Source organism: Ligilactobacillus animalis KCTC 3501 = DSM 20602, from assembly GCF_001434535.1.
Classification (GTDB): Bacteria; Bacillota; Bacilli; order Lactobacillales; family Lactobacillaceae; genus Ligilactobacillus; species Ligilactobacillus animalis.
Map to the genome: position 1 here is coordinate 21,490 of NZ_AYYW01000003.1, position 12,064 is coordinate 33,553.

At 41.8% G+C, this 12,064-nt stretch carries 10 protein-coding genes; 1 reads left to right on the forward strand and 9 read right to left on the reverse strand.

Features of this window, described 5'->3' with window-relative positions; all coding sequences use genetic code 11:
* Positions 1 to 45: 45 nt before the first annotated feature.
* The 8 genes from rpoC to FC30_RS09410 all read right to left on the reverse strand — a co-directional run bounded on the left by rpoC (position 46) and on the right by FC30_RS09410 (position 10,508).
* Entirely contained in the window at positions 46 to 3,717 is a 3,672-nt protein-coding gene (gene rpoC, locus FC30_RS00665) for a DNA-directed RNA polymerase subunit beta' (protein ID WP_010688183.1), read from the reverse strand.
* A gap of 41 nt (positions 3,718 to 3,758) precedes the next feature.
* The gene (gene rpoB, locus FC30_RS00670; RefSeq protein WP_143828559.1) at positions 3,759 to 7,379 is read right to left on the reverse strand and encodes a DNA-directed RNA polymerase subunit beta; all 3,621 of its coding nucleotides are present in this window, start codon (positions 7,377 to 7,379) and stop codon (positions 3,759 to 3,761) included.
* Positions 7,380 to 7,653: 274 nt separating this feature from the next.
* Positions 7,654 to 8,229, reverse strand: coding sequence for a Panacea domain-containing protein (locus tag FC30_RS00675; RefSeq protein ID WP_156400123.1), 576 nt, complete (start codon positions 8,227 to 8,229; stop codon positions 7,654 to 7,656).
* A gap of 117 nt (positions 8,230 to 8,346) precedes the next feature.
* Positions 8,347 to 8,610 (reverse strand): hypothetical protein, encoded by a 264-nt coding sequence (locus FC30_RS00680; RefSeq protein WP_010688187.1) that lies wholly within the window; start codon positions 8,608 to 8,610, stop codon positions 8,347 to 8,349.
* Between the two features lie 26 nt (positions 8,611 to 8,636).
* Positions 8,637 to 8,984: a hypothetical protein gene (locus tag FC30_RS00685; RefSeq protein ID WP_010688188.1), complete on the reverse strand. Its 348-nt coding sequence runs from the start codon at positions 8,982 to 8,984 to the stop codon at positions 8,637 to 8,639.
* A 58-nt stretch (positions 8,985 to 9,042) separates the two neighbouring features.
* Positions 9,043 to 9,735 (reverse strand): YjjG family noncanonical pyrimidine nucleotidase, encoded by a 693-nt coding sequence (locus tag FC30_RS00690; protein ID WP_010688189.1) that lies wholly within the window; start codon positions 9,733 to 9,735, stop codon positions 9,043 to 9,045.
* 58 nt (positions 9,736 to 9,793) lie between these two features.
* Positions 9,794 to 10,234, reverse strand: a complete 441-nt coding sequence (locus FC30_RS00695) for a YcjF family protein (protein WP_010688190.1) — start codon at positions 10,232 to 10,234, stop codon at positions 9,794 to 9,796.
* Between the two features lie 100 nt (positions 10,235 to 10,334).
* Complete coding sequence (locus tag FC30_RS09410; RefSeq protein WP_010688191.1) at positions 10,335 to 10,508, reverse strand: hypothetical protein; 174 nt, start codon at positions 10,506 to 10,508, stop codon at positions 10,335 to 10,337.
* A 190-nt stretch (positions 10,509 to 10,698) separates the two neighbouring features.
* Here FC30_RS09410 and FC30_RS00700 point away from each other — a divergent pair, with 190 nt between their 5' ends.
* Entirely contained in the window at positions 10,699 to 11,076 is a 378-nt protein-coding gene (locus FC30_RS00700; RefSeq protein WP_010688192.1) for a TetR/AcrR family transcriptional regulator, read from the forward strand.
* Between the two features lie 125 nt (positions 11,077 to 11,201).
* On the opposite strand, the gene FC30_RS00705 is transcribed toward FC30_RS00700, so the two are convergent.
* Positions 11,202 to 12,038, reverse strand: coding sequence for a toxic anion resistance protein (locus tag FC30_RS00705; RefSeq protein ID WP_010688194.1), 837 nt, complete (start codon positions 12,036 to 12,038; stop codon positions 11,202 to 11,204).
* Positions 12,039 to 12,064: the final 26 nt, after the last annotated feature.

The following is a 12,064-nucleotide window of genomic DNA, read 5'->3' on the forward strand; positions in this document are numbered from 1 at the left end:
TCTCGCATTTTTTTGCGAGATGCTTTTTTAGTATATCAGCGATGCTTAGTTTTCATCATCTGCTTTAACAGCAGCCATCGCTTCTTTTGCTTCAAGTGATTTTTCCACGTCGGAGATCGAGTAAACACTGTCAGAAGCAGTACCTACTTCTTCAGGAACAATGTCACGGTACTTCTTCATACCTGTACCAGCAGGGATGATCTTACCAATGATAACATTTTCCTTCAAACCGATCAATGGATCGTTCTTACCACGGATAGCAGCATCAGTTAGGACACGTGTTGTTTCTTGGAAGGAAGCAGCAGATAAGAAACTGTTTGTTTCCAAGGAAGCCTTGGTGATACCAAGAAGGACAGGACGTGCTGTTGCTGGGATACCGCCGTTGATCAAAGTATCAACGTTGTTATCCTTAAAGTCGTTGATGTCCATCAATGTACCTGGCAACATGTTTGTGTCACCTGGATCCATGATACGAACTTTACGCAACATTTGACGTGCCATAACTTCAACGTGCTTATCAGAAATTTCTACCCCTTGCATACGGTAAACCTTTTGAACTTCACGCAAGATGTAGTTTTCAGTTGATAAGACGTCACGCACTTTGATCAATTCCTTAGGATCGATCGAACCTACTGTCAAGGCTTCACCACGGTGAACATAGTCGCCTTCTTTTACCTTCAAGACAGAAGTAAATGGTAAGGAGTATGTTCTGGTATCTGTTTCACCTTGAACTGTAACTTCTTTTGTACGTTCAGCTGGGTTTTCTTCAACTGATTGGATGACACCCGTAACTTCTGTGATCATTGCACGACCCTTAGGATTACGAGCTTCGAAGATTTCTTGCACACGAGGAAGACCTTGTGTGATATCGTCTCCGGCAACCCCACCGGTATGGAAAGTACGCATCGTAAGCTGAGTACCAGGTTCACCGATAGATTGAGCAGCCACAGTACCAACTGCTTCACCCACTTCAACTTCATCACCCGTAGCCATGTTACGGCCGTAGCAGTGTTCACAAACACCATGACGTGTGTTACATGTGAAGGCGGATCGGATCGTGACCATTTCAACACCAGCATCAACAACTTGTTGTGCCATTGTTTCATCGATCATAACATCAGCTGGAACGATAACTTCGCCTGTTTCTGGATGTTTAACAGCCTTCATCGTGTAACGACCTAAGATACGATCGTATAATGGTTCGATCATTTCGTTACCTTCACGGATAGCTGTCACATCTAAACCACGGTCAGTACCACAGTCTGTTTCACGAATGATAACATCTTGGGCAACGTCTACTAAACGACGGGTCAAGTAACCGGAGTCGGCTGTCTTAAGCGCCGTATCGGTCATACCTTTACGAGCACCGTGAGTGGAAATAAACATTTCCATCACAGAAAGACCTTCACGGAAGTTCGCAATAACTGGAAGTTCCATTGTCTTACCGTTAGGAGCAGCCATCAAACCACGCATACCAGCAAGCTGCGTAAAGTTAGAGATGTTACCACGAGCACCGGAATCACTCATCATTTGGATAGGGTTAGATGGATCCATCTTTTCAACTAGCTTAGCTTGGATATCATCTTTAGCCTTGTTCCAAATAGCGATAACACGGTTGTAACGTTCGTCTTCTGTGATCAAACCACGACGGAATTGCTTAGCAACTGTCGCAACTTCTTTATGAGCACGTTCAACGATCTCTGGTTTTTCATCAAGATCAGTAACGTCAGCGATACCCACTGTCAAACCAGATTTAGTTGATTCGTAGTAACCTAAGTCTTTCATGCGGTCCAAAAGTTCTGCTGTAGCAGTAACTTTGTAGTCTTTGTAGACTTGAGCGATGATATCTGATAAGAAACCAGACTTGAATGGTGCTACAAGATCAGCTTCAGCCAAGTATTCATGAATATCTTGACCTGGTTCTAAGAAATACTTATCTGGTGTCTTGCCAGACAAGTTCTCTGCAGTTGGTTCGTTAAGGTATGGGAAATCTTCTGGTAAGATCTCGTTAAAGATCGCTTTACCAGCTGTTGTCACCAAGATCCGGTCTTTTTGCCAGTCTGTAAATGGTGTTCCCTTAGCAGCCAAGGAAGATGCTTGCAAACCAATACGTGTGTGCAAGTGCACGTAGTTGTTTTGGTAAGCTGTGCGAACTTCGTTGACGTCTTTGAAGATCATACCTTCACCTTCACGATCTTTTTCTTCGATCGTAATGTAGTAGTTACCGATCGTCATATCTTGAGATGGTGAGATGATCGGCTTACCATCTTTAGGTGCCAAGATGTGGTGAGCAGCAAGCATGAGCAAGCGTGCTTCTGCTTGAGCTTCATCAGATAATGGCACGTGGATAGCCATTTGGTCCCCGTCAAAGTCGGCGTTGTAAGCTTCACAGGCAAGTGGATGCAAGCGCATAGCTTTACCATCAACTAAGGTAGGTTCAAAGGCTTGGATACCCAAACGGTGCAATGTAGGGGCGCGGTTGAGCAAGACTGGGTGTTCTTTGATAACATCTTCTAAAACGTCCCAGATATCATCGTCACGACGATCGATCTTACGTTTAGCATTCTTGATGTTAGAAGCCATACCACGCTTAGTCAATTCACGCATCATGAATGGTTTGAACAATTCCAAAGCCATTTCATGCGGGATACCCATTTGGTTAAGTTTCAACTTAGGACCAACGTCGATAACCGAACGACCAGAGTAGTCAACACGCTTACCCAACAAGTTTTGACGGAAGCGACCTTGCTTACCTTTAAGCATGTGAGATAAGGACTTCAATGGACGGTTACCAGGACCTGTTACCGGACGACCACGACGACCGTTATCGATCAAAGCATCAACAGCTTCTTGCAACATCCGCTTTTCGTTTTGCACGATGATGCCAGGTGCATTCAAGTCGAGCAAGCGTTTCAAACGGTTGTTACGGTTGATAACACGGCGGTATAAGTCGTTCAAGTCACTTGTTGCAAAACGGCCACCTTCAAGTTGGACCATTGGACGTAGATCTGGTGGAATAACAGGAATTGCATCCATTACCATCCAGTCAGCATGGTTGCCGGAATTCAAGAAGGCTTCCAAGATATCCAAACGGCGAACGGCACGTGTCCGTTTTTGACCCGTTGCTTCTTTTAATTCTTCTTTTAATTCAGCACATTCTCTTTCTAGATCTACATCGCGTAAAAGTGTCCGGATAGCTTCGGCACCCATTGCTGCTTTAAAGCCATCACCGTATTCTTCACGTTTTTCACGATATTCACGTTCAGTTAAGAGTTGCTTTCTTTCTAAAGGCGTGTCCCCACCATCAGTAACCACATAAGATGCAAAGTAGATGATCTCTTCAAGGGCACGAGGGCTCATGTCAAGCACAAGACCCATTCGGCTAGGGATACCTTTGAAATACCAGATATGTGTTACAGGGGCAGCAAGTTCGATGTGACCCATACGTTCACGACGAACTTTTGCACGTGTGACTTCAACGCCACAGCGGTCACACACAACGCCCTTATAGCTAACTTTCTTGTATTTTCCACAGGCACATTCCCAGTCTTTTGTAGGTCCGAAAATCCGTTCATCAAACAGACCGTCTTTTTCTGGTTTCAACGTACGATAGTTGATCGTTTCTGGCTTCTTGACTTCACCATAAGACCAGCTTCTGATCTTATCGGATGAAGCAAGGCCGATTTGCATGCTATCGAATTTATTGACATCGATCAAAGGACCGACCTCCCTTTCTTATTTTGAAATACGAGTGTTTACTACTTTTCAACTTTTGTTTCTTCTTCGGCTGGTTTTGAGCCTTCTGCTTCAGCTTCTTTTTCTGCTGCAGCTTTTTCGCGCTTAGCTTTTTCTTCTTCCGAAACTTTAGCTAATGCATCGACTTTCATGATGTCATCATCATCTTCGTCCATATCGCGCAATTCGATCTCTTGTTTTTGAGCGTCGAGCACTTTCATATCAAGACCAAGTGATTGTAATTCCTTAACTAAAACGCGGAATGATTCAGGCACGCCTGGTTGTGGAATTTGTTCACCCTTAACGATAGCTTCGTAAGTCTTAACACGGCCGACCACGTCATCAGACTTGTAGGTCAAGATTTCTTGCAAGGTGTAAGCTGCCCCATAAGCTTCAAGGGCCCAAACTTCCATTTCCCCAAATCTTTGGCCACCAAATTGTGCTTTACCACCAAGAGGTTGTTGTGTAACCAAGGAGTAAGGTCCAATTGAACGAGCGTGGATCTTATCATCGACCATGTGAGCGAGTTTCATGTAGTACATGACACCAACAGCGACACGGTTATCGAAGGCTTCACCTGTACGGCCATCGTAAAGAACTGTCTTACCGTCAGATGGAAGACCAGCTTCTTTCAAGGCTGCCCAGATATCTTCGTCACGAGCACCATCGAAAACTGGTGAAGTTACGTGGATACCGAGTTTACGTGCAGCCATACCCAAGTGCAAGTCTAATACTTGCCCAATGTTCATACGGGAAGGCACACCCATTGGAGAAAGCATGATGTCGATTGGTGTACCATCTGGCATAAATGGCATATCTTCTTCAGGGATAACAACAGAAACAGTACCCTTGTTACCGTGACGACCAGCCATCTTATCGCCGACTTGTAATTTACGTTTTTGTGCAATGTAAACACGAACCATCATGTTAACACCAGGTGCTAATTCATCACCAGCTTCACGCGTGAAGATCTTCACGTCTTGGACGATACCGCCACCACCGTGAGGCACACGTAAGGAGGTATCCCGAACTTCACGTGCTTTTTCACCAAAGATCGCATGCAATAGGCGTTCTTCAGCTGATAATTCAGTCATACCCTTAGGCGTAACTTTACCAACTAAGATATCGCCATCCTTAACTTCAGCACCGATGCGTACGATACCGAACTCATCTAAGTTCTTCAACGCATCTTCACCAACGTTAGGAATTTCACGTGTCATTTCTTCAGGCCCGAGTTTTGTATCACGAGCTTCGGATTCATGTTCTTCGATGTGGATCGAAGTATAAACATCTTCTTTAACTAAACGTTCGTTGATAGCGATAGCATCTTCGAAGTTGTAACCGTCCCAAGTCATGAAGGCGATAAGTGGGTTTTGCCCTAAAGCTAATTCCCCTTCTTCCATTGATGGGCCATCAGCTAACACATCATCAGCATCAACGTGGTCACCAACACGTACGATCGGTGTTTGGTTGTAGTTCTTACCACCGTTAGAACGACGGAATTTCATCAACTTGTAAGTGTCTAAAGAGCCATCTTCGCGACGCACGCGGATCTCACGCGCATCAACGTATTCAACTGTACCGTCATGGTCAGCGATCAAAGCATCACCGGAGTCATGAGCGGCTTTGTATTCAATACCAGTACCAACTAATGGAGCATGTGGCTTGATCAAAGGAACCGCCTGACGCTGCATGTTAGCACCCATCAAAGCACGGTTGGAGTCATCGTTTTCCAAGAAAGGAATACATGCTGTAGCGACCGCAACAACTTGTTTTGGTGACACGTCCATGTAGTCGACTTTATCAACGGAAATTTCGATGTTTTCATTTTTATGACGAGCCATAACAACATCATCAACGAATGAACCGTCATCGTTTAATGGTGAGTTAGCTTGAGCTACGACATAGTTATCTTCTTCATCAGCTGTCAAGTAGTCGATCTTGTCAGTAACTTTATGTGTATCCCAAGAAACACGACGGTATGGTGTTTCCACGAAACCATATTTGTTAACACGAGCATAAGTGGACAAACTGTTGATCAAACCGATGTTAGGACCTTCAGGCGTTTCGATCGGACACATACGACCATAGTGAGTATAGTGAACGTCACGAACTTCATAGCCAGCACGGTCACGTGTCAAACCACCAGGCCCTAAGGCTGAAAGACGACGCTTATGTGTAAGTTCGCCAAGTGGGTTTGTTTGATCCATGAACTGGGACAACTGGGAACTACCAAAGAATTCCTTGATCGAAGCAACAACTGGACGGATGTTGATCAATTGTTGTGGTGTTACCGTTGCGATGTCTTGGATAGACATTCTTTCACGAACCACACGTTCCATCCGTGTCAAACCGATACGGAATTGGTTTTGTAATAATTCACCCACAGAACGGATACGACGGTTACCCAAGTGGTCGATATCATCAACGCTACCTAAACCTTCTTGCAAGTTGAAGAAGTAGTTCATGGAAGCCAAGATATCAGCTGGTGTGATGTGCTTGTATTCCAAAGGTACATTACCGTTACCGATCATATTGATCACGCGTTCTGGATCTGTTTCAGAGTAGGCCTTGATGATCTGTAAGGTCATTGGTTCTTGGACCACACCTTCTTCAGATGGATGGAATGTTACCATCTTGAAGTCATCACGCTTGAGGTAAGGAGCTAGTTTTTCCATAGCTACCTTATCTAAAAGGTCACCCTTGTTGACGATGATCTCGCCTGTTTCTGGATCAGCTAAAGTTTCAGCTACACGTGTGTTCAATAAACGTGTCTTCAAATCAAGCTTTTTGTTGATCTTGTAACGGCCAACAGCTGCTAAGTCGTAACGTTTTGGATCAAAGAAACGAGCTGTCAAAAGACTACGTGCAGAATCAGCTGTCTTTGGTTCACCTGGACGTAGGCGTTCGTAGATATCTTTCAAGGATTCTTCAACCCGAGAATCTTCCATGTTCTTGTGGATATCTTTTTCCAAAGTATTCATCAATGCATCAGTTTCACCGAGCATTTCAAGAATTTGTGAATCTGATTCGTAACCCAAAGCACGGATCAATTCTGTCAATGGAATCTTACGTGTGCGGTCGATACGTACATACGCAACATTTTTAGCATCTGTTTCGTATTCCAACCAAGCACCACGGTTAGGAATCACCGTTGTACCGTAGTTTTCACGGCCATTTTTATCTAATTCAGAGTTAAAGTATACGCCGGGTGAACGAACTAATTGTGAGACAATAACACGTTCAGCACCGTTGATGATGAATGTACCTTGCTTTGTCATCAATGGGAAATCGCCAAAGAAGACGTCTTGTGACTTGATCTCTCCTGTTTCCTTGTTGATCAAACGCAAAGTAACGTGTAATGGTGCTGAGTAGTTAGCATCGTGTTCACGTGCTTCGTCAACCGTGTACTTTGGTTCTAACAATTGATAATCGACAAATTCAAGTGATAAGTTCCCTGCGAAGTCTTCGATAGGCATGATGTCTTCAAACATCTCACGCAAACCTTCGTCTAAGAACCATTTGTAAGAGTCTGTTTGGATCTCGATCAAGTTAGGCAGATCTAGAACTTCTTTGATTCGAGAATAACTTCTGCGTTCACGGTGTTTGCCGTATTTTACTAAATGTCCTGCCAAGTTGTTCACCTCTCAAAATATTTACTGTAAATTGCTGCTACAACTGAAAATTAATATTACAATTATGTTACAAATAACTTTTTACAAAAATTTTCAGTGAATTTTGGCAAAAAAAAGCAAAAACAGATCATGTTTAATAAAATAAACCTCACTATTTTTGCTTCTTCGTTTACCTGATCCGGACAATAGATCGTATCAAGCATCTAAATTCACAGTTTTTGTATCTATATAGTGTAGCAATAAAAACCGGTACTGTCAATACTTTTTGCGCGTTTTCTGAAAACTATTTCGTCAGTGTCGGCAAACGTTCTAAATGATGATAAGCGCAAATATCTTCATCTAAAATTTTCAAATTTTCTTGCCTGGCACGCGCACGACTCCAAGGAGTCCCTTTTCGATGGGTCAAATTTTTCCCCGGATCATCCCAAGCTGCAATATATTGTTGCTTACACTGTTCAACTGTTGTTTTGATCGTCAAAAGTAATTCTGCAGTTTTTGGGTAGACCGCTAATTTTCCCTCAAATAAACCTGACTTTTCTAATTCATCAGTATATTTATTTTTACGATAGACTTCTCTTTCGACCGGTCCATGTTCAAATGCTTCAAAGTCAGCGATAAAGGGAGGTTCACGATATTTTTCTAAGTAATCAGCATAAATATAATATAGCGTCTTTTGTAATAAGAAAGCATTTAAATGGTAGCGTTGTACTAAATAAGCTGCAATATCAGTGGCATTCAATTGACTCAACCGTCTGACCTTTTCAACTAATTCAGATACGCTATCTAGTTGTATTGCATCAGAAAAATATGGATCCATACGCTGAATATCTGCAAAAGTTGTTCCTTCGCTGTTTATCACATGAATACTGATCCCCGCCAAAAAGTCTGGCGAAATATTTCGTAATTCACTTCTTTTTTTAAAAATTCTTCTTTGTCTGTTGCAGCAAAATGATAAGCTAATGCGATTCCATTTTGCTTAGCTAAAGCGGTCATATGAAGCATTACTTTCCACCATCCTCTTTCGTTCATGTTCTTCATGCGCAAAAAAATTATCAGCTTTGTTTGCAGAATCCCAAATCTGTAATTCCCACGGAAAACTATAGTTATTGATCTTGAAATAACAATGAATTGCATGATATCCACCAACATCACAATCAATAAATCGAAATAACTTCTTATCATCACACTTTAAAGTTAATAAATCTCTAATTCCGTCTAGATTTTTTTCAATATCTGCCAAAATGATCCGAAAACCCACCAAATCATTTAATGATTTATTACAGAAATTCCGCCAAGAGATTTTTCCCTGTAAGAGTACTGTCTGATTTTATCATAGGTCGTCTTTTGGGATTTCACACGATAACTGAAATCAAAATCCAATAAATAATCTAGAAAGTCATATTCTATCTTTTCCATCAAAATAGCTGAAAATTTTAAATATTCTGGAATAAGTTCATGTAAGAAATAATCATCTCGCATAATATTGCCTATATTTAGTTTCCGTAAATTATATTTGCTCATATTTACTTTTTGTATAAATTTTTGAGAAAAATATAAATACTCTTCTGAAATAGCATCGATCAACTTTGATAGTACTACTAATGTATCTGACATACTCTCACTCCCCAAATACAGAGTAGTACTTATACTGGCTAACTACAACTTCATTTATTTAGCTTAAAATATCACTGATCTGAGCCAGCGAACTAGCTTCCAGATCGATCTTGATCTTAGGATCAGCTACCTGTTGCTTACGATTCAACCATAGTGTATCGATCCCGGCATTTTTGCCACCTAACATATCTGAACTGAGCGAATCACCGATGATCAGGGCTTTTTCTTTATCAAAACCCGCGATCTGATCAAAAGCACGTTTGAAAAAGAGTTGCGACGGCTTTTGGGCACCTAACGTCTCTGAGATGAAGATCTGTTTGAAATATTGATCAAACTTAGATTCTTTTAGCCGCTTTTCTTGGATGAATTTAACACCGTTAGTCACAATATACAGCTCATAGTCACGTGCTGCTAGATCTTCCAACAATTCACGTGCTCCAGGCAGGGCTTGATGACCATTAGCTAAAAACTGCAGGTAACGTTCATTTAAGCTATTATTAGCTAATGTTTTACCAAAATGCTCCTTAAAAAAGGTCGGAAAACGGATCGCCATCAACTCATCCCGTGTGATCTCGCCACGTTCGAGCTGTTCCCACAGTCCTTGGTTATATGTGGCATAGGCCTGTTTTACCGTAGCAGTCGGCTCGATATCGACTGAAGTGAATAGCTGGTCGAGCGCTTGGTCTTGAGCCGCATGAAAATCAAGTAAGGTGTCATCAACGTCAAATAATAATGTCTGGTAGCGTTTCATCTCTTATACATCCTTTTTGTGTTTTTGCCAGTTTAGCACAAAAATCTTCGAACTGGTACTATTTTTTCTTTGTTGCGATCGCGATCGCTGTTAAAATGATCGAACTCAAGCTCTCAAGATCGATCGCATTACCATCTTCAAATTCTTTGATCAAAACTTGGCCGATCGCTTCGGTCACTGAAACGGCTACACCTGCACTGATCGCGCCTCCTAGAATACTTCCAGCACCTGGGACTAATTTGAATAAGCTACCTGCTAAGCTCCGCCCCATCGTTGTCGCAAAAGTGGATTTGAGCACACCTTGTACCATACCCTTAGAAACATTTTTACCGTACGCCCGATAGATCTGCACGATCATTGCGGTTTGGATCGGCATCAAAGCTATCGCGTCGGCAAATGGGATCGGTGTTGCCGCCACTGTGGCTGCTCCGATCGCTGCTGTATGGACCGCTTTTTGTGCCTTTTGTTTAGGTGTTTCGACTACTTCATTTTTATCCATAAAAATACCTCCCACTTTTTTCTTTCTACTATATAGTATAGTCGAAAACTAGCAGGAGACATTTATTTTGCCTAAAACTTATAAGAAGGTTAAGGTTCGTTCATTTATCCTTGGGTAAAAATAGATCCCTATATACGACTGCAATGATCGGCAATAGCACTAAAGCAGCTAAGGCCATGACCCATTGATTTTCACGGTTAGTATAAATAATAGCTACATATACTATGAATAATATCAAACTCACAAGAGCCGATAATAATTTTTTATTTTTCATACGTTTCTCTCCTCTATAATCATTGAACATGTTACAATATTCCCATCATTTTCCACACTATACCCTAGCTCTACCTAAGAAATATATCCCTAAAAATTGACACGCTGACAACATATCCCTGAGTAAAATAGCGATTTTCCCTGCCTATTGCTTAACACAGTGACAATTTTTTATGGAAAGGAATCACAAAATGAGAGAAACACGGGAAATGATCATCAATGCTGTTATGCGTTTGGCTCTGCAAAACAAGCAGCGATCACACTTGACTTTAACTGAGATCGCAAACGAAGCTAGCATCTCACGCCAAGCCATTTATCAAAAGCATTTTAATAGTGTTGATGAGATCTTTGACTACATCCATGCAACTATCGACGAACAGATACTGCAAGTATTCCAACAAAAAGTCCTCTGCTTGCCTCCAACTGAACTCTATCACGGGATCGCTGTACATATTTTGCCACTGATCTACCACCAGCGCGAGTGGCTTAGAGTCCTTTACAGCACTAACATTGATCTAAAATGGCGGCACTACTTATATGAGAGGCCAGTGTCACCTCGGAATATCTGACAACACATCCGCCTCTAAATACTCCCTTTTCACAAACTATGACCGTCAAACTTTTGACCGACCACTTGATCACGGTCATCTCGATCTGGTTAAGCGATGAGATCCCGCTCCATCCGTCCAAATTTTCACCGATGTTCTTGGATCTTAGCTTCATCTTGCGTCGGATCTTTTTTAGCTTCTTGTAGCTCAGGGATGATCTTAGTCACAAGCTCTTCTTCATAAATTTCCAAACCTGCGATCAAGATATTAGTAACTCTGAATAAGTTCAAATTTTCGGTATAGACGGCATCTAATTGCTTATTATCTTCGACTAAGATCTGTTGATCGACACCGAGTTTATTTTTCAAAGCATCGATCCGATCAGAAGTAGCTTTAAAGATATCTTGTTTCTTTTCTGGAACTAATTTGCTTGGCTTTTTCTTGAATAAGCCAAAGAAACCTCCCCGATCTTCTTGTTGTGTTTCTTCACGTTCGACTTGATCAGCAACTTCTTGTAAGTTGATGCTCTTGATCACATTAGCCAACATATTCAGATCGGCACTGACAGATTTACGATTGCTATCATCAAGACCTTTTTCCATATATTTCTTGGAAAAGGCATCAATACTATCAGCGGCTTTTTGACCGTAATTCGTCAATGTGATCCGTTCTGCATAGTTGAGCTGTTTAGATTGCTTTTCAGCCAATTTTTGATCATTTGCATCTAGCTTGTTGTAGAGCGTTTTTTCAACTTTAGGTGCCTCTGTTTGTGCCGGTACATTGGCAGTATCATTGCCCAATAATCCCGATACGTCATTACCCGCTGATGGCGCTGGGGCATTTGTCGTGACAGGTTTAGCGACCACACTTGCTACTTCATCTGCACTTTTGGCGACTTGCTTGGTTTGCTCTTTAGTCTGACCGTATAATTCACTCATTAAATCGTCGCCTTGACTAACATCTAATAAATCTTCAACACTCATTTGAGGACCCTCCTATATATGTAAAA